Below are 18,154 nucleotides of genomic sequence, written 5' to 3'. Positions count from 1 at the left end.
CTCAATCAGTAAATTCATTTCTAAAATCTTGTGCCGCCGAATTACGATGATCATCGATTACGGCGAAAGTTACTTTTTTAATTGAAGATTTTGTATTAAAGACGTTGTGCCACATTTGTGCAACGTCTTTTGCTTTAAAGCCAAAAACTCCGGCTCCCCATGCTCCAAGGATAAGATGGGCGACATGTTCTTTTTCTGCAATTTGTTTTACGAAGGACATGCGATTTTGTAAAGTTATACATGCATTTCTATACGAAATATCGAATAGTTTTGCTTTGCCGTAGTTTGGAGCGGCACAGGTAATGATATCCACCTGTGCATAAATCTCAGGGCTGGCAAATAGAATGTTAGGTGAATAAAGAGCGCGATTTTCATAAAGTGAATAGTTAATATGAGCATTATTCCATTGATAGTAAGTTTGTTCAAATGGCGCAAGACACTGATAAAGATCAGATTCAAGACACAGCGCTTCTTCTTGAGCAACGCTGCCGCGTAAGTATCCGCCACCAGCTTCTAAGTAGTCGGCAAAGTTGAGTGCAGCTGTTTTTTCAGATTGCCACTTGGAATTTTTGATCGCTGTAGCGGTATTTACTGGCATGAAACATAACTGTGGATAAGTGGAAGATGATGGAGTTGAAAAGGTGGATTGCTCATCATAAATAGTAGTGTTATCGACAGTCTCACGGATTTGTTGTGCATAAAGCTTGGTCATTTGTTCGTTGTGAGTTCTTATTTTAGGGATGCTGTACATGTTGGCTGCCTTCTTTTAAGTAAATATTGTATTTTCTAAGTATAAGTATGAATTTCTGAAAAAATTTGCCAACTTTTTGCGTATTAAATAGTGAAGGGTATTTTCTCTTACATTATTAGAAAGTGGGTGTGTAATGAAAGAAACACAAAAAAATCAGCCATGGTATGTCTTCTCAGAAGATCAGGCTTTTGGCGAAGTGATGGCTAATCCTGATTTTTGTCGCTATGTTTTGCAAACAGTGACTGGAAAAAAGTAAATTTCAAAGATTTTCTTGCCCGAAAAGCAGAAAGAAATCAAGGATCCATCGCATAAAGTTCAAAAAGATGTCCGGTTAGATGTCTTTGTCGAAGATCATGAACATAACCTTTATGATCTAGAAATGCAGGTTGAAGACAAGCAAGATTTGGGTTGGCGGATTCGCTATTATATCTCCAAATGTGATCAGCGCTATACCTTAGACAAAGGTAAAACGTATCAGGATATGAAGAATCTGACAATTATTTTCTTTTGCTTGTTTGATCCATTTAAGCAATGGAAAATTAAGTATTCTTTGCACTGGGGTGAAGATTTTGATCATACAATTAAATTGCTTACAGGTGTTGATGTCATTATAATTAATGCTAAAGGAAGGCCTAATGGTGAAAGCAAGGATCTGTTAGGATTAGTTGACTTGATCAATGATCGTCCGGTGCATTTAAACATGACTGGGCACAGAAGAAAATCAAAGAGCTAAATTGATGATTCGGAGTGGAGGGATAAAACAATGGACTATGAGACAAAACTTTTGGAAGAGAAACAAGCAGGTATGAAAGAGGGCATGCGAGAAGCTACGATTGTAGGACTAAAGAAAATGATTGTTGTATTAAAGAATTAGAAGAATCCTTACGATCAAATCTTGCATCAATTATAACTTTCATACGGTGATCAATTTACTAAAAAAGAATTAGAAGATTTATTTAAACAAGCTTAATAATGAAAAGATGTTGTTTACACAAAAATAGCATTTTTTTAATTAAATTTAAAATATACTGCAATCTAATCACATCACTAGATGAAATATGCTTCCCTAATTGCATGGAATCCACACTTTTGGTATAATTCTAGTGTTGTGAGGTTGCTGAATTAGCTCAGTTGGTAGAGCGTCTCCCTCGTAAAGAGAAGGTCGGCAGTTCGATTCTGCCATTCAGCATCAGAGTACTAAGAAAAAGACCTGTAATGAAGCCCAGCTTTAGAAGTTGAGTATTCATGCAGGTCTTTTTTTGCATAAAAAATAACTGGTTATAACCACTTTACAGAAAGCCTTTTCATGATATAATTTTACTTGAAGTGGTACTAACCAGTTAGAAGGTGAGTAAATGAAAAGCCCACTTTATAAAGAATTGATGAACCAACTGGCTTCACATATCAAAAAAGATTATCAACCTAATCAGAAGCTTCCTAGTGAACGAGAATTAGTTGACATGTTCAAGGTGAGTCGAAGCACTGTGCGTTTGGCGCTTAATGAATTAGAAGAAAAAGGTTTGATTTATCGTCTGCACGGTAAGGGCACCTTTGTCGCACCGATTTTTATTAAGCAACCAAACCTAGGTAGCATGTATTCTTTTAGCAGCCAGATGGAAGGCGAAGGCAAGGAAATATCTACTAAGAATATTTCTCTTAAATTGTGTAAACCAGAAAAAGAAATTGCACTGCAATTAAATCTTGCGCCAAATGATCAAGCATACGAATTGATCAGATTGCGCCTCGCTGATGGCGAGCCGTTAGTGTATAACCGCACCTATTTGCCAGAGAAGATTTTTTCTAATTTAATACTAGAAGATTTGAATCAAGGGACTTTATATGGAATCTTGAAAAAGAAATATCATCAAATTAGTGTTTTAGCATTCGAAGATGTGCAAGCAGTCAATTTAACTAAGGAAGAGGCTAACCTTCTTCACGTTAAGGAAAACACGGCTAGCTTAAAAATTAATCGTAAAGCAATAAATGATAAAAACATCCCGATCGAGTTTACGCAGGCACTCGCTCGCGGAGATAAATTTGTATATAGATCTAAGCAATATAATGAATAATATGAGGAGAAAAAAGATGACATATTTCATTCATGCAGATAAATTCTTTTTGGAAAACAAAACTGAAATTGGTGGTTATTTAGAAGTTGATGATCACGGAAAATTTGGTTTTTACTATCCAGAAGATGAAAAACCAGAAGGCAAGATTGTTGATTACACTGGTAAGTGGATCGCTCCTGGATTAGTGGATACTCATATTCACGGTTTAGTTAATGAAGATTCCATGAAGAGTGACTGGGAAGGAATTAACAAGATTTCTGAAGGTTTACTCCAAGCAGGGGTTACTTCATGGCTGCCAACTACAATTACTGATAGTGATGAACATTTAATCGAAACTTGTGAGAAATATGCAGCACATAAGGGTGAAGAAACTGGTGCCAAAATTCAAGGATTACACTTTGAAGGACCTTACTTTACCCCTAAACATGCTGGTGCCGAAAATCCTAAGTACATGCGTGATCCTTCAATCGAAGAGCTTCGCCGTTATGAAAAAGCTTCAGATGGGATGCTAATTAAGATGTCAATAGCTCCAGAACGTAAGGGCTCTAAGGAATTCGTTCGTCAAGCGGTCAAAGATGGCATCATCATCGCATTAGGACACTCAGCTTCAGATTATAAGGATGCTATTGCATGTGTCGAAGCAGGTGCTACTATGTTTTGTCATACTTATAACGGTATGGAACCAATGTCACAACATGCTCCTAACTTGCTTGGTGCTGCATATTCTGCTCGCTTGGTAACTGATGAATTGATCTGCGATGGCCACCATGTATTGGAACCAACTGTTAGAGCTTTGGTACGTGCTAAGGGTCCAGAACATATTTGTTTGATTACTGACTGTATGCAAGCAGGACTCATGTCAGATGGTGATTACATGTTAGGCGAATTGCCAGTTTATGTAAAAGATGGCATGGCTCGCTTAAAAGACGGCGATAACTTAGCAGGTAGTATCTTATTGTTGAAGCAAGCTGTGAAGAATCTAGTTGATTGGAACGTTGTTACTCCTGAAGATGCAATTATGATGGCTTCATATGTACCAGCTCGTTCAATTAATAAGCTTGATAAATGTGGTTCAATTAAGCCAGATAAGCCAGCTGATTTCATTGTTTTGAATCCAGACATGACTTTGAGTGAAACTTATTTAGATGGTGTATCTAGATATAAGGCTTAGAATAATATTTTAGATAAAAAACATTATGTCTTAAAAGAGATGATAGCGGCATTCCACGATTTGTGGAGAAAATAAGAAAGCAAACAAAAAAGTCGCCTCTAACTCTGGACAGGTTGTAGTGACTTTTTTGTTGATATGATTTGTACCACCATGGATTTGGCGGCTCGTGTGAAAGAGGGGTGTTACCGCAACTCCCTTTTTCTTTCTACTTATAATTCACTATTTAGGTTATGATATAATATTTAATGAATACAGCTAAGGGGGGTGAAATTATTTGGATCAATCAGTTGTTATTAAAGCTCAATTACTCAATATTGATGATGAAACAGCCCAAGCTTTTTCAAATACCATGTGCAAATATCGTGATGCCTGCAACTTTATCTCGCAGTATATTTTTGAACATACTTTTGAATTAAAACAGTCCAAGTTAAACAAAGCTCTGTATCATGATTTGCGTGATAAGTTTTCAAATGGCACAGTCAGCCATTAAAACTGTTATAGCTCGCTATAAGACAGTTAAGACACAGCTCTTTCAACATCCTTTTCGTTACGATACTGGCAAGAAAGATGGCAAAGGTCGTGGTATTTGGGCACAGATCTATCGTGATTTAACTTGGCTTTGGCAACCGATTATTAATTTCAAACGCCCTCAGCTTGATTTACAGCGTGGTCGAGATTGGTCTTACCTATCTACTACTAACCAGCTATCATTAAATACCTTGAATGGCAGAAGGAAAGTAGATTTTGTGTGCAAAGGCTTTGACCAGTATCTTGATCAGACTAAATGGAAGTTTGGTTCACTTAAAATGCTTCAATTAAGAGGTAAATGGTATATTCACCTTAGCGCTACCACGGCTATACCGGAGTTTGAAGCTGAACAGGCAGTGCATGTTGTGGGGATTGATCGCGGCTTGCGGTTTTTAGCCGCTTGTTATGATGAAAAGGGCAAATCAATCCTTTTTAGTGGTCAAAAGATATTGCGCAAAAGGCGCAAATATAAGAAGCTAAGAGCGGAGTTACAAGCTAAAGGAACTAAATCTGCTAAGCGTAGATTAAAGAAGATTGGTCAACGAGAGAACCGTTGGATGAGCGATGTCAATCATCGTTTAACTAAGACACTCATTGACCATTATGGCTCTAACACGATCTATGCCTTGGAAGATTTAACTGACGTGCGTTTTGCCACGGAAAAGTCGCCAAAGGATCAGCGCTATGAAATAGTGTCATGGGCTTTTTACCAATTTGAGCAATTCTTGACTTATAAAGCTAATTTGAACTCTTCTGCAGTAGTAAAAGTGCCAGCTAAGTATACCAGTCAGCGCTGTCCTAAATGTGGACGTATCCACAAAGATAACCGAGATCATGAACTGCATCTCTATACTTGCGATAAATGTGGCTACAAGTCCAATGATGATCGTTTAGCAGCCATGAATATCCAATTTTTAGGCACGCTTTACCGCAGTGGTGAAGAAGCACCTCAATTTAACAAACAAGCATCTGTCGAGTAGTACTTGATGGATAAACGGGCATCGTCAACTGCCCGATGATGTAGTCTCTTTAGGTGGGAGTCGCAAGACGCTATTACCACAATTCTGAAAAGAATGAGAACTACAAACCTCGGAATTTATTCCGGGGTAGTTGATTATAGAAAACTTTGGACTTAAAGTATATTTTTACTTAATAAGTTAAAAAATAGGCAAAAACACCGAAAGCTTTAACTATAGTTAAATAAATCGACAAAAATGCTAAAAGTTTTAACTGTAGTTAAACAAAAAACTGCCTTTGCATAAAGCAAAAGCAGTTTTTTCATTATTAACAGCGCCATTCAACGCCAGTCATTTTGACATTCTTGTTAGCCTTGATTAGGGCAGCACCGTTGCCAATTTCAACGCCGCCATCTAAGATTCCTTCATCAGAACGAAGATTAAGGCTACCGGCATCATAGTCCATCACCATGTTTGGTCCCATCAAGGTCATGTCATACTTAGAAGTATAAATTTTAAGACCTTGATCATTGTCTAATTGAACAGGGTAGTCAGGATCTTTTTCATCAACCCAAATAATTGAAAAATGGGAGCCAATGCTGCAGCCACCGCCTTTGATGGAATACTTACCGCCGCCATCATCAGTGATTAAAATTAAAGTCTTGTCAGCGATTTCTCTTCTTTTAAGATAATCAAGTGCTCGGTCAGTAAATGTGATTTTTAGCATATTCGTTACTTCCTATTTAGATCTCTTTACTTGTTAACTAAATTATACAAGAAACAATTAGATAAGAAATTGATTTAGATCAAGAAAAGCTGACTTTTTTAGTCACCCCAAATGACAATCATTTCTTGCCATTCGCCGCTTTGACCGATATTGCGAAATTCTAAGCTAAATACCTTAGCATTCATATGACTTTCTTGCCATTTTTCATAAGCTTCATTAGGCATATCCTCAGTTGATTGATACTTAAAAGAATCAACATGTAAATTTTTAGCTAAAATAGCATTCTTGTCATTAAACATATAAATCACTTCTTTTCATCTATATTGTAGTAGATTTTCTAATAGTTGATGCAAAAGGCGCTTATAATAGAAGTAAGAGGAAAATAATGTAATAGAAAAGAGGAAGAGCAATGCAACTTTGCCAATTATTTATTGATAAGAACAAATCAGAATTTATGTTAATGAAAATGCCTGATGAAGTTACACCTGACAATTATCAAGGTTGGGTAAGTCAAAAAGAATCAGAAAGTACTATTCAAGCATTTGAATTTCCTCAAAAGCTGCTAGATCAAATTGCTATGGAATATTTGGACGAGAATCAAACTGATGCTCCATATGAAGCAAAATATGTTTTAATGAAGGAACCTGATGAGGAAGCATTATTTATTTCTAGTTTGGAATTAAGTCGTAATGACGATGAAAAACTAGATGTAGTTAGAAACGGATTATTAATTGTGTTTGATGAAAACGAGTTGCAACATTTTAGCGATGTTTTGCAAAAAGCTTGGAGCAAAATAAATTAACGATCTAAAAGCAAAAGGATAAGAAGGGGTAAGAATGACCCGTAAAATTGTTAATCGAACTCTTGAAGATAATCAGAAAAAAGAAAATTATATTTTTATTTCTGATATTCATGGCAATTTAGAGACAATTGATTTAATTGAACAAGCCAAAAAAGACTATCCATTGGCTCAATTGGTTACCGGCGGTGACTACATTGATGGCCGCGAGCATGTTAAAGAGGTCCTGGATTACTTAATGGATCAAAAAAATCAAGGTGCCATCGTTTTACTAGGCAATCATGAACAGATGATGCTTAACTTTGCGGACGGAATCGAGCACCAAAATGGAATCTGGTTCTATAACGGTGGTGGTAAGACTTTAACCAATATATTTGGTCGGACTCTTTTACCTGAAGAAGTTAGAGAGAGTAAATATTACCGTTTCTTGAAATCTTGTCCGACGATGTATGATACGCCGCAAATTATTTTGGTCCATGCTGGTGTGCGCCCTGATGAAAAATACAATGATCCTGCGACATATAATAAGGAAGTTTATGGTTTGAAGTTTGATTACGATTTTTACCGTATTTGGGCGCGAGAGGAATATTGGTATTCTAATCAAGTAGATGAAATAATTGCTCATAATCGAACTGTTAAGACGATTGTTACTGGTCATACGCCTACAGCTGCCTTGGAAGGTAAATATAATGATGGACGGAAGATGAAGCAATTGTTAAGAGATGACTGCATTGTTAGAAAAATGCAGTATCCAGGTGAGCCAGCCAGAATTTTTACTGATGGTGGTTCGCATTCTGATCCTTTAATTTATCCACACAATGATGGTAATGTGGTAGTACTTGATGGTGATGGTAAGATCGTTCGCATCTATAATTGGAAAAATCCACAAGGAATTGAATTTAATGAAAGATAAATGTCGCTAACCTTGCTTCTAGTTAAAGCTTTATGTTTTAAAAATTGGTGAAATAAAAAATCGTTACTCATTTCCGAATTTGGAGTAACGATTTTTTGTGTCCTATTGTTTATTTAATGCAAAAAATAAGCAAATTATTTTATACACTTACTGTATCACGAGTTATAGTTTTTAGCTAGTAACTGAGTGGTAAGGTAAGTGTCAATATTTTTGCGGTAGGCTATTAGCCATTAGTCTGACCTTAATTTCTTAAATATTTATTTGATTTATTTTTCTGCTAAAATCGTTTAAATAGCTATGTCCTGCTGTTAAGCTTTCAATGGCGCCGTGATGAATGCCCAGATGAGCTTCATGCGTCTTTCTTAGGCTGGCACGAACTGCATCTTTCAATTCTTCCTGATCACCAATATCGAGCTGTCCACCTGCAAATTCACTGCTAAGCCAGTATTCCAGCTCTTTGTTTTTAATGCAAGTCAGTACACGCAGAATTCCTTCGGCACCATCTTCTGACCAGTATTTTCCTTGCCCTTTGACGCGATAAGTATATTTACGGTGATTGCTCTCACAGCAGCCAATTGCCTTAATTACGGACAAATGACGCATTTTGAATGGCTTAATATCCACCCAGCGACGATGAAGATAGCTGCGCAGGCGCCTTAAATTCTCATGATTTTCTGGCGTATTCAGCTCATCAATCAGATTGCTTTCAATCGTGTCTAAAATCACGTCAGTCAAGTGACGGTCATATTTAAACTCAACTGCACTGATCAATTTGCCTTGCATGGCCGGCATGAAGCTTAGACGATCTTTAATCTTTTTGTTCAAGTGAAAGACATCCAAGAAGTGTTCGTGCTGCCGGCAATAGCCAACTATTTCATCAAAGTCTTTCTTGGCATAGCCAGCACCGCCATCGGCATTACTGATGATTAAAGTATCGCTTAAGTCATAGGTATTGGCTAAATAAGCTTTAATTTCTTGCAAAGCATCCAAGCGGCTTAAAGAAACAAACTCTTTGGCCTGTACTCTCTTTCTGCGCGTCTTGCTTAAATTAATAATATCCTCGCAGACTTGATAGCGATGAAATTCCAGTCGCTTCTTGGTGCCCTTGATCACAACGCCATCGCCTTCAAGATAAAGCACTGGCACCTTTTTCTTTTGAGCAATACCATCGTATCTTTCCTCAGACTGCTGCTGTGCTTTAATCTGTTTGCCTGCTTGCACAATCAGCTTGCCAACTTGACTATGGCTAATATTGAAACAGGAGAGAGTATTAACAGCTAAAGCAGTATTGCGGTAAGTTGCCACGGCGCTAACCTGCAAAATATCCTTCACTGCCAAAACACTGTAACGCTTATATTTGTCATAGCCCATCAGCTTATCCAGTGGATATTTAGCCTTTTTGCCAGGACAAGCATATCTTCTGCGCCAATAGCTGATTTCACCAAAGGCAGTCACAACTGAACGCTTATTTTTCTTCTCGATCTGATAGCCTTGCTTTTTAGTCTCTTCAACTAGACCAGCATCAACTTCTTCTAGTGCTGCTGTCATCAATTCTCTAATCAGATCAAAGAAATAGCACATTAATGCCTTTTCACGGGCAATAACATTATTTTCAGACTTAATAATTTTTACGATATCAGCTATAATAGATTCCATAAAAGACCAGCTTCTAATGTGTTTTTTTCGTTAACATCAGACTACTGGTCTTTTTGCTTGAGCTCAAGTCCAATTTCAAAGGATTTGAGCTTTTTTAATTAATTATTCAACTTACCGCAAAAAATTATACACTTAGAGTGGTAAGTTAGTTAACTAACGATTCTGAATGAAAAAAGAACCTAGGAGCAATATACTACTTCCTAGGTTCTTTTCTTAGATTTAGAGATCAAAAATATTAATTAGTCTTCAACTTTCTTAGCTTCGTTCATAGCCTTCATGATTGAAGGGTTCTTTGAGTGACAATCTTTGATCATTTGTAAATCTTCTTCAGTTAACTTAACTTCGTATTTAGTCATAATATTCCTCGCTTTTATTTAAAAATACAATTTTACTATAGCACTTAACTTTCTAACTGGAAAGAATCTATTTTTGTTTGCAACAATATTTCAGCGTGTTAAATACGAACATGCTTTTGCACATAGCAAACCAAAAAATAAAAGTGCTCGAAAGCTTGATAGATCAATGTTTTGTATAAGCTAAATAAATTTACACTAATGTTACAAATGTTACAAGAATGTCATATTAAGTAATACTTTCTTAATGATCGAGTGATATTCCTGTTATGGTTCTGAAACGAAAAGCTTGTAGTATATACGATGTCGATTGAATACAGACAGACGAATAAGTGAAAATTCGTTACTTATATTATTTTTTATAACTTTAAGGAGAGAATTTTTTTGAAGATTAAATCTATCTTAGTTAAGTCAATTGCAGTAGCTGCTATGTCAGTTACAGGTTTAGTAGTAGCAAACAATGCGGGTTTACAAACAGCTCAAGCTGCTACAGTTCAAAATGACGCTCACGTAGTAACTGTAAACTACGTTTCAGATAATTCAATTACTGTATACAACAACTACGAAAACCCAGTAGCAACTGGTCAAACTTTAGCAAGCAACACTTCATGGAAAGTTATTAAGACTGCATACGACTCAAAGGGTCATAAGTGGTACGACTTAGGCAAGAACCAATGGATTCGTGCTGAGTACGTAACTGCTGGTTATGTAGCAGCAAACAATGCAACTGCTAAGTCAACTACAACTGTTAGCCAAGCACCTGCTGCTCAAACTCAATCACAAGCAGCAACTACTAGTGCAAAGTCATACACTTCAAATGCAACTGGTTCAGAAGCTAGTGCTAAGGCTTGGATTGCTAGTCGTGAATCAGGTGGTTCATACAGCGCATCAAACGGTCAATACGTAGGTAAGTACCAACTTTCATCATCATACTTGAACGGTGACTACTCAGCTGCCAACCAAGAAAGAGTTGCTGACCAATACGTACAAAGCCGTTACGGTTCATGGACTGCTGCTAAGTCATTCTGGCAAGCAAACGGCTGGTATTAATCAGTTAAAAACTAAATAACAATTGAATAATAAGAAAGGGCACTTTTTCCAAATTCGGAGAGGTGTCTTTTTGTAATTCAAAATAGTACGATATAATTAAATTATGGCTATGACAGTGCTAGAAAGTGAGGACAATTATGAGAAAGAAAATGATGGTGACATTGCTCACTAGTGTCTGTTTAATGGGACCTGTTAGCATGCTTACTCAAACTCATCCTCAAGTAGTACAAGCGGCCAGCAAAGGTAAACTGCGAGTAAAAGGAAATAAAAAAGTACGTCTTTATACAAATCGCGGTAAAAAATCTAAGTATTACGCTTATACAAGCAGAACATATTCCTATTCTGCTAAGAAATATCTAAAAATTGGCAAGAAAAAGCATTTGGCTTATAAAATTGGTAATAATTCACATTGGATTTTAGCTAAAAATGCTAAATTGGTGAAGAAGACAGTGGATAGATATAGTCAAGCTGTCATTAAATTGCCAAGTGGCTATACGTGTTCTGCACTTTTAGAAGCATATAAGGGCCATCCAAGTGAAGAATTTATTGCAGCTTCAATGAAAGGCATGGAAGAAAATAATTTCTCACGGGTTGCAACTGATGAAAGTGCAAGCGATAAAAAGCTAATTAATCCGGATAAGCTTTCTGCGAGTGAACAACATGAATTAGCCGATTTTTCATTAAGAGTAATTAATAGTGCTCGTGAACAATTAGGACTTGAACCTTGGATTTATAGTACTGGTACGCAAGAATTGGCAGATGATATTGCCAAAGAATATGAAGAACATGGACGTAGCATTAAAGATCAAGGACATTATGTAGAAGGTATTGTCAAAGCTTGTCAAAAGCATGGCCTTGAATTAGATGATAATTATGTTGAAGATATGGCTGGTTTTACTATTAATAAAACCACTATGCCAATGGGTGAAATGAAGCGCAATGTCTACTTTGCCTTGAAACAAATGATTTTTGGCTTCGCTGGATCTGGTGAAGATGAGCGTAAAAACAAGTCTTTGTACCGTGAATGGGAACATGCTGGCGATTTGTTTAATACTCAAGGATCAAGCCATGATGGCGATCATAATTATTATGGCTTTAGTATTTCTAAGACGGGCAAGATTTACTCAATGCACTTTATTAGTGTCCCGACTTTCATTGTGGAAAGCGAGAAGTATAACACCAATTTTAGGCCGTAAAAATTAAATTAAGCACGTAATAGGCGTGCTTTTTTGATATGATAGATAAAAAATACTACGGAGAGAGATATGACAAAAACTTTATATTTAGTGCGACACGGACAAACATATTTTAATTATTATCACAAGGTGCAAGGAAGATGTGATTCTCCATTAAATGAGATGGGAATTCGTCAAGTAGAGATGGCACGTGACTATTTCCAAAAGCATGATGTTCATTTTGACAAGGCTTTTTCATCAACCCAAGAACGTGCCTGTGACACTTTAGAAATTATTACAGATCATAAGATGCCATATAAGCGACTAAAGGACTTGCGTGAAAAATGTTACGGCATTTTTGAAGGTCGAGATGAATTTTTGCTTCCTTGGAACTACAATAATCCCAATGTTGATCCAACTATGGAAAAAGATGAAGATGTTGTGGGTAGAATGCATCGCGCTATTACGCAAATCTTGAAGGGTGTAAATGATGGTGAAACTGCATTAGTTGTTGGTCACGGTGATATTTTAGCTAAATATGTTAGAGATGTTGCCGATCCTAACTTTGCTGGTTTTGCCAATGCTTCTATTGTTAAGTTGTCAGTTGATGGCAAAAATGTTCATTTGGATACTTATGTATGGCCTGCGGAGGGTTTGAAACAAATTTAAATGGCGATAAATTTATATTTAGTACGACATGGACAGACATTATTCAATGCTCAACAAAGAATGCAAGGTAGCTGTGACTCTCCTTTAACTAAGTTAGGTATTAAGCAGGCTGAGGCTTTGCGAGATTATTTTAAGAAAAAGCGAATAGTCTTTGATAAGGCGTATTGTTCAACGCAGGAGCGTGCCAGTGATACGTTAGAGATTATTGCTGGTCCTGAAATGGATTACGAGCGCTTGAAAGATTTAAAAGAGAAAAATTATGGGCCATTTGAGGCTAAGAAAAACTTTTGGTGGCCACTAATGAAGTTTAGATCAGGTTCAATGGAAGATAATCGCGAAGTAGTTGAGCGGATAGAACGCGGAATTAATTTGATTTTGCGGGATGCTAAAGATGGCGAAAATATTTTAATAGTCGGTCACGGCGATAGCATGGGACAATACATTCGTGAAAAGGCGGGTAATCGCAAATTCCATGGCTTTCGTAATGCTGAATGCGTTCAACTGAAGAGCAATGGTCATGAAGTCGAATATGTGAAAAGCTATTTGCCTGCAAAAAAAGTGAAAATTGAACAATTAACTGAAAAATAAAGGGTTCATTTTTCAGCGTTAGCTTATAATTAAGTATGTAAATAATATAAAAACGAGGCAAGAAAAATGGATGAAACACCAATTTTTAAAATTACTAAATTAAATATTGCAGAAAATGATCGCGATGAATATATTCGCAAGGCTGAAAAATATATGCATGATTCTATTCCAGCCGAAGAAGGAACTTTGGTTATCGGTAGTGCTCATGATGATGCTAAGGGCGAAGATAATTACAAGATTGAATTGTTCCGCAATAAGGAAGCAGAAGATGTGCATATTGCATCAATGTCAGCAGTAGATTTCGAAGAAACTGTGGATAGCATTAGCACAGATAAGAAGATTATCAACTTAAAGCCAGAAGTAATCACAACTCATGCACAAAAGGCTTTGAACAGCTATGCAGATAATTTTGTTATGCGTCTGGTAACTGTCGAAGTTAAAGAGAAAGATGCTGAAAAGTTTTCACATTCAGTTAAGAAGGAAATGACTACTAGTATTGCATCTGAACCAGGTATGGAAATTATGATGTCCGGTACTAACAAAGATGATCCTAACGAATGGTACTTTGTTGAAGTTTATGCAAACAAGGAAGCATATGATTCCCATGTTCAAACTCCTCACTATAAGGAATACATTGAGGAAACTGACGGCATGGTTATTAGAAGAGACGTTAAGAATCTTGTACGCGATGCATTGGCAACTCAAGGTGCAATTGTATTAGATTAATTTTGAAAAAGGGGTGCTGCCGTGAGGCGGCATTTTTTTGTGGGATAAAATATGACAGAAACAATTATTTTTGCTCACCGGGGATTGCCGGTGAAATTCGCTGAAAATTCATTAGAAGGCTTTCGCTATGCGGCAACGCATGGGGCTGAAGGCGTCGAATTTGATGTGCATTTGACTAAAGACAAGGTGCCTGTGGTAATGCACGATGAAGAAATTGATCGTACTACTGATGGCAGCGGCTATATCAAGGATTATACGTTAAGTGAAATCAGAAAGTTCCATTTAAAAAATGGCGAACCTGTGCCTATGTTGAGAGAACTTTTTGAAGTTTTGCAAGATAAAGACTTGTACATTAACTTAGAATTCAAAACTAATAAGGTTCATGATAAGGGCATTGAAGCTATTGTTTTGGCACTGGCAAAAGAGTATCACTTCGTGCATCCTATTATCTTTTCGTCTTTCAATTATCAAACCTTGAAAAATTGCCAGCGTGTTGATCCGCATCAGCAATATTGCTTTTTAACCAAAGTTCCGATTCTTTTTCCACAAAGGTTTGTTAGAAAAAATCATTTTGCTGCGATTCATCCACATTGGTATTTACCAAGTAAAATTATTCAGCGCATTTGGACTGTGGATAATCCTAAATTAGCTAAGAAATATATGAAGCGCGGTGTAGCGGGTATTTTTACTAATAATTTTGAATTGATGAATAGAATGAAGAGAAAGATGCTTGTTAATACAAAATAGTGGGACGTTAATGACCTGCCATTTTATGGTTGATATAATTTTAATCAAAAAGATTAAAAAATTACTTTATTTATTGAGGTAAACCAAAAGCTCGCTTCTTCGATAAAGACACTACAATGGCTATTTACAATTAATAATTTTCTCTCCCCCCCTAATTTTTGAAAAACAATTCGACATAATCCTCGATGATCAAAAATATTTATAGGTTCGATCTTTTCCCGAAGATTGAACCTATTTTTGTAAAGAAGGTTTAAAAATGAAATTACAAAATAAAGCGATGTTGATAACTTATGCAGATAGTTTGGGTCATAATTTAAAAGATTTATTTTACGTGATGAATCACTATTTTAGTAAAGCGATTTGCGGCATTCACTTATTGCCAATTTTTCCTTCAAATGGTGACCGTGGCTTTTCACCAGCACGATATGATGTGGTTGATTCTAAATTTGGCACTTGGGAAGACGTTGAAAAACTAGGTAAGCAATATTATTTGATGTTTGATTTTATGATTAATCATTTATCCAAGCATTCAGCTTATTTCCAAGATTTGGAGGCTAAGCATAATCAGAGCAAGTATAGTGATTTGTTCTTAAGCTGGGATAAGTTCTGGCCTGCTGGTCGACCAACACAAAAGGATATTGATTTAATTTATAAGCGTAAAGATAAAGCTCCATATCAAGATATTGAATTCAAAGATGGCAGCCATGAAAAGATGTGGAATACTTTTGGTCCCGATCAAATGGATTTGGATGTGAGAACTAATACCACTCAAGAATTCATTAAGAATAATTTGCAAAATTTGACTAAGCATGGTGCTAGTCTGATTCGTCTGGATGCTTTTGCTTATGCCATTAAAAAACTAGATACCAATGATTTCTTTGAGGAACCTGAAATTTGGTCATTGCTTGAAGAGGTAAATGACTATTTGAAAGACACACCAGCAACGATTTTGCCAGAAATTCATGAGCATTACACTATGCCATTTAAGGTCGCTAAGCATGGCTACTTTATCTATGATTTTGCTTTGCCAATGGTCTTGCTATATTCACTTTATAGCGGTAATAGTACACAATTAGCTAACTGGTTAAAGAAGTGTCCAATGAAGCAATTTACTACGCTAGATACTCATGATGGGTTAGGCGTAGTTGATGCTAAGGATGTCTTGACCGATGAGCAGATTGATTATACAACCAAAAAAACTCTATCAAATTGGCGCAAATGTTAAGAAGAAGTATTCAAGTGCTGAATATCATAATTTGGATATCTATCAGATTAATACTACTTATTATTCTGCATTAGGTAATGATGATAAAAAGTACTTCCTTGCTCGATTATTGCAGATCTTTGCACCAGGTATTCCTCAAATTTATTATGTTGGTTTGCTTGCTGGTGAAAATGATATTAAATTGTTGGAAAAGACTAAAGAAGGTCGAGACATTAATCACCACTATTACGAATTAGATGAAATTGAAAAGCAAGTTCAAAGACCAGTGGTTAAATCATTAATTAAGTTATTAGAATTCCGCAACTCTGTGCCTGCATTTGATTTGGATGGATCAATTGAGGTGGAAACGCCTAGTGAACATGAAATCGTGATTACTCGAATGAATAAGGATAAGACAAAGGTAGCTAGTGCACATGTAGATCTTAAGAATTTGACTTACCAAGTTAAATATAATGATCAAGTATTTGTATTTTAGACAAAAAAGCCATTAAGAGTGTTGTCTGCTCTTAATGGCATTTTTTGTCTAATTACGATTATATTGGTAAAAAGATGGAAAAATTTTTACTGAAAAAATTTAAATTTTCCCTTGACCTTTTTGCCTTGTTCTCCTATACTAATACCTGTTGAGTGATTGAGAGGTCATTCAAATAGAACCAATCAAGTAAAAAGGTTTGAAGATTGGGTTATAGCCAAGTGGTAAGGCAATGGTTTTTGGTACCATCATGCGCTGGTTCGAATCCAGCTAACCCAATAAGTAAGATCAGGTAGTGAGCCTGATCTTTTTTTGTGCCTAAATAAAAACTAACCTTAACTATATTAAAAATAAAAAGTACAGTATAATATTTATCAGGGGAAAAATTAGGATGAGAATTTAATATTATTGCAGAGAGAGTCTGCGTTCTCGACTAGTTTTTCAAGTACAAGTGAAGCCCCAGAGACGTAAGTTTCTGGGGCTTTTTTCATTAAAATGAATTGAGGGAAGTTATATGCGAAAAGATTTCAAAGAAAACCTTTTGAACATATTGAATGGTGTGAGTACTGGCGTAGTGATCGCCTTGGTGCCTGGTGCGTTAGTTAATGAATTGATGAAGAATATCGCACACTCTTGGTCTGGTGCACAGAATATTTTGACAATGACATCGTTGATGGGCAGCTTGCTAGCTGTATTTGCGGGATTGTGCGTGTCATATTTGCTTAAGTTCAACTTTTGATTCAGTCAGGTTCAATTACAGCGGCTGCGATGATTACAAGTGGCGCATTTCAGGTGAAAAATGGTCAGATTATCTTGTCGGGTTCTGGAGATGTAATTAATATTGCATTGACTATTTTCTTTGCGGCATTCTTGGTGAAGTTTTTGACACCAAAATTGGGCAGTTATACTGTGCTTTTGTTGCCATTGATCGTGGCAGTAGTTGCTGGTGGCGTGGGTCAATTCATGCTTCCTTACACAAAGATGGTAACTGGAGCTGTAGGACAAACAATCGGCACTTTGACTAACTTCCAACCGCTCGTGATGGGCATGCTCATGGGAATTGCCTTTGCAGCATTGATTGTGTCACCAATTTCTTCAGTAGGAATTGCCATGGCAATTGGTGTTGAAGGCATCGCTTCTGGTAGTGCCAACTTGGGTATTACTGCATGTGCATTCACTTTGGCTATTATGAGCAGCAAGGTGAACGGCTTTGGTACGACAATTGCTCACTTCATTGGAACTCCTAAGATTCAGATGGCTAATATGTTGAAAAATCCGCGCTTGTTCTTGCCGGTGATTGCATCTGCGGGTATTGCTGGATTAGTTGGTGCAATCTTTGAAATCAGCGGTACAGCTAATTCCGCAGGATTTGGTTCTGCAGGATTGATTGGTCCGATGGCAGCATATCAAGAGATGGCTGGTGGACCGCTTGCAATTGGATTCATTATGTTGTTATTTGCGGGGATGCCAATTTTGTTAGGATTTGCCATGAGATATATCTTCATTCAAAAGTCACAATTTGTTCGTGAAGAGGATCTTGTTATTGAAGATAAGTAAAATGTGTAGACTGATTTTGGGT

16 protein-coding genes, 2 tRNA genes and 3 pseudogenes are annotated in these 18,154 nt (G+C 36.7%); 17 read left to right on the top strand and 4 right to left on the bottom strand.

The annotated features are described in order from the left end of the window. Position 1: 1 nt before the first annotated feature. Positions 2-751: a TIGR02452 family protein gene (locus AADV52_RS06175; RefSeq protein ID WP_014919281.1), complete on the bottom strand. Its 750-nt coding sequence runs from the start codon at positions 749-751 to the stop codon at positions 2-4. A gap of 133 nt (positions 752-884) precedes the next feature. Here AADV52_RS06175 and AADV52_RS06170 point away from each other — a divergent pair, with 133 nt between their 5' ends. The 6 genes and pseudogenes from AADV52_RS06170 (at position 885) to AADV52_RS06145 (ending at position 5,499) form a co-directional block, all read left to right on the top strand. Then, on the top strand, positions 885-1,007 hold the full coding sequence (locus AADV52_RS06170; protein WP_257791310.1) for a hypothetical protein: 123 nt from the start codon (positions 885-887) through the stop codon (positions 1,005-1,007). A 15-nt stretch (positions 1,008-1,022) separates the two neighbouring features. Beyond that, positions 1,023-1,484, top strand: coding sequence for a PD-(D/E)XK nuclease family transposase (locus tag AADV52_RS06165; RefSeq protein WP_157951890.1), 462 nt, complete (start codon positions 1,023-1,025; stop codon positions 1,482-1,484). A 383-nt stretch (positions 1,485-1,867) separates the two neighbouring features. Next, a tRNA-Thr gene (locus tag AADV52_RS06160) sits at positions 1,868-1,940 on the top strand. Positions 1,941-2,106: 166 nt separating this feature from the next. Continuing rightward, entirely contained in the window at positions 2,107-2,820 is a 714-nt protein-coding gene (locus AADV52_RS06155) for a GntR family transcriptional regulator (RefSeq protein ID WP_014919280.1), read from the top strand. A gap of 16 nt (positions 2,821-2,836) precedes the next feature. Then, positions 2,837-3,991, top strand: a complete 1,155-nt coding sequence (nagA, locus tag AADV52_RS06150) for an N-acetylglucosamine-6-phosphate deacetylase (RefSeq protein ID WP_014919279.1) — start codon at positions 2,837-2,839, stop codon at positions 3,989-3,991. Between the two features lie 274 nt (positions 3,992-4,265). Continuing rightward, positions 4,266-5,499, top strand: a pseudogene (locus AADV52_RS06145) (RNA-guided endonuclease TnpB family protein). Positions 5,500-5,803: 304 nt separating this feature from the next. Here the strand turns inward: AADV52_RS06145 and AADV52_RS06140 are convergent. Together AADV52_RS06140 and AADV52_RS06135 are read right to left on the bottom strand one after the other, a co-directional pair. Beyond that, positions 5,804-6,202: an iron-sulfur cluster biosynthesis family protein gene (locus tag AADV52_RS06140; RefSeq protein WP_003632976.1), complete on the bottom strand. Its 399-nt coding sequence runs from the start codon at positions 6,200-6,202 to the stop codon at positions 5,804-5,806. A gap of 98 nt (positions 6,203-6,300) precedes the next feature. Continuing rightward, positions 6,301-6,501: a hypothetical protein gene (locus AADV52_RS06135; RefSeq protein ID WP_003626960.1), complete on the bottom strand. Its 201-nt coding sequence runs from the start codon at positions 6,499-6,501 to the stop codon at positions 6,301-6,303. Positions 6,502-6,611: 110 nt separating this feature from the next. Here AADV52_RS06135 and AADV52_RS06130 point away from each other — a divergent pair, with 110 nt between their 5' ends. Together AADV52_RS06130 and AADV52_RS06125 are read left to right on the top strand one after the other, a co-directional pair. Further along, complete coding sequence (locus AADV52_RS06130; protein WP_014919278.1) at positions 6,612-7,004, top strand: hypothetical protein; 393 nt, start codon at positions 6,612-6,614, stop codon at positions 7,002-7,004. A 34-nt stretch (positions 7,005-7,038) separates the two neighbouring features. Further along, a complete protein-coding gene (locus AADV52_RS06125; RefSeq protein ID WP_014919277.1) occupies positions 7,039-7,914 on the top strand; it encodes a metallophosphoesterase family protein in 876 nt (291 codons plus the stop codon). 249 nt (positions 7,915-8,163) lie between these two features. On the opposite strand, the gene AADV52_RS06120 is transcribed toward AADV52_RS06125, so the two are convergent. Beyond that, on the bottom strand, positions 8,164-9,570 hold the full coding sequence (locus AADV52_RS06120) for an ISLre2 family transposase (protein WP_126096195.1): 1,407 nt from the start codon (positions 9,568-9,570) through the stop codon (positions 8,164-8,166). A 737-nt stretch (positions 9,571-10,307) separates the two neighbouring features. On the opposite strand from AADV52_RS06120, the gene AADV52_RS06115 reads away from it, so the two are divergent. The 9 genes and pseudogenes from AADV52_RS06115 to AADV52_RS06075 all read left to right on the top strand — a co-directional run bounded on the left by AADV52_RS06115 (position 10,308) and on the right by AADV52_RS06075 (position 18,132). Continuing rightward, positions 10,308-10,973: an SLAP domain-containing protein gene (locus tag AADV52_RS06115; protein WP_014919274.1), complete on the top strand. Its 666-nt coding sequence runs from the start codon at positions 10,308-10,310 to the stop codon at positions 10,971-10,973. Between the two features lie 137 nt (positions 10,974-11,110). Continuing rightward, entirely contained in the window at positions 11,111-12,169 is a 1,059-nt protein-coding gene (locus AADV52_RS06110; RefSeq protein WP_014919273.1) for an SEC10/PgrA surface exclusion domain-containing protein, read from the top strand. 69 nt (positions 12,170-12,238) lie between these two features. Next, complete coding sequence (locus tag AADV52_RS06105) at positions 12,239-12,817, top strand: histidine phosphatase family protein (protein WP_013854631.1); 579 nt, start codon at positions 12,239-12,241, stop codon at positions 12,815-12,817. Further along, the gene (locus AADV52_RS06100) at positions 12,818-13,405 is read left to right on the top strand and encodes a histidine phosphatase family protein (RefSeq protein WP_014919272.1); all 588 of its coding nucleotides are present in this window, start codon (positions 12,818-12,820) and stop codon (positions 13,403-13,405) included. 66 nt (positions 13,406-13,471) lie between these two features. Then, complete coding sequence (locus AADV52_RS06095) at positions 13,472-14,131, top strand: putative quinol monooxygenase (protein ID WP_014919271.1); 660 nt, start codon at positions 13,472-13,474, stop codon at positions 14,129-14,131. 51 nt (positions 14,132-14,182) lie between these two features. Beyond that, complete coding sequence (locus AADV52_RS06090; protein WP_014919270.1) at positions 14,183-14,878, top strand: glycerophosphodiester phosphodiesterase family protein; 696 nt, start codon at positions 14,183-14,185, stop codon at positions 14,876-14,878. 256 nt (positions 14,879-15,134) lie between these two features. Further along, positions 15,135-16,578, top strand: a pseudogene (gene gtfA, locus AADV52_RS06085) (sucrose phosphorylase). A gap of 204 nt (positions 16,579-16,782) precedes the next feature. Then, positions 16,783-16,854, top strand: a tRNA-Gln gene (locus AADV52_RS06080). A gap of 235 nt (positions 16,855-17,089) precedes the next feature. Continuing rightward, positions 17,090-18,132, top strand: a pseudogene (locus AADV52_RS06075) (PTS transporter subunit IIC). The last annotated feature ends 22 nt before the right edge of the window (positions 18,133-18,154 follow it).

Source organism: Lactobacillus helveticus, from assembly GCF_046109915.1.
Lineage (GTDB): Bacteria > Bacillota > Bacilli > Lactobacillales > Lactobacillaceae > Lactobacillus > Lactobacillus helveticus.
This window is presented reverse-complemented; position numbering and strand designations above follow the sequence as displayed.

Coding starts and splice junctions, on each gene's coding strand:
- AADV52_RS06175 (WP_014919281.1), bottom strand. CDS start 751: ATGTACAGCATCCCTAAAATAAGAACTCACAACGAACAAATGACCAAG.
- AADV52_RS06170 (WP_257791310.1), top strand. CDS start 885: ATGAAAGAAACACAAAAAAATCAGCCATGGTATGTCTTCTCAGAAGAT.
- AADV52_RS06155 (WP_014919280.1), top strand. CDS start 2,107: ATGAAAAGCCCACTTTATAAAGAATTGATGAACCAACTGGCTTCACAT.
- nagA (WP_014919279.1), top strand. CDS start 2,837: ATGACATATTTCATTCATGCAGATAAATTCTTTTTGGAAAACAAAACT.
- AADV52_RS06140 (WP_003632976.1), bottom strand. CDS start 6,202: ATGCTAAAAATCACATTTACTGACCGAGCACTTGATTATCTTAAAAGA.
- AADV52_RS06135 (WP_003626960.1), bottom strand. CDS start 6,501: ATGTTTAATGACAAGAATGCTATTTTAGCTAAAAATTTACATGTTGAT.
- AADV52_RS06130 (WP_014919278.1), top strand. CDS start 6,612: ATGCAACTTTGCCAATTATTTATTGATAAGAACAAATCAGAATTTATG.
- AADV52_RS06125 (WP_014919277.1), top strand. CDS start 7,039: ATGACCCGTAAAATTGTTAATCGAACTCTTGAAGATAATCAGAAAAAA.
- AADV52_RS06120 (WP_126096195.1), bottom strand. CDS start 9,570: ATGGAATCTATTATAGCTGATATCGTAAAAATTATTAAGTCTGAAAAT.
- AADV52_RS06110 (WP_014919273.1), top strand. CDS start 11,111: ATGAGAAAGAAAATGATGGTGACATTGCTCACTAGTGTCTGTTTAATG.
- AADV52_RS06105 (WP_013854631.1), top strand. CDS start 12,239: ATGACAAAAACTTTATATTTAGTGCGACACGGACAAACATATTTTAAT.
- AADV52_RS06100 (WP_014919272.1), top strand. CDS start 12,818: ATGGCGATAAATTTATATTTAGTACGACATGGACAGACATTATTCAAT.
- AADV52_RS06095 (WP_014919271.1), top strand. CDS start 13,472: ATGGATGAAACACCAATTTTTAAAATTACTAAATTAAATATTGCAGAA.
- AADV52_RS06090 (WP_014919270.1), top strand. CDS start 14,183: ATGACAGAAACAATTATTTTTGCTCACCGGGGATTGCCGGTGAAATTC.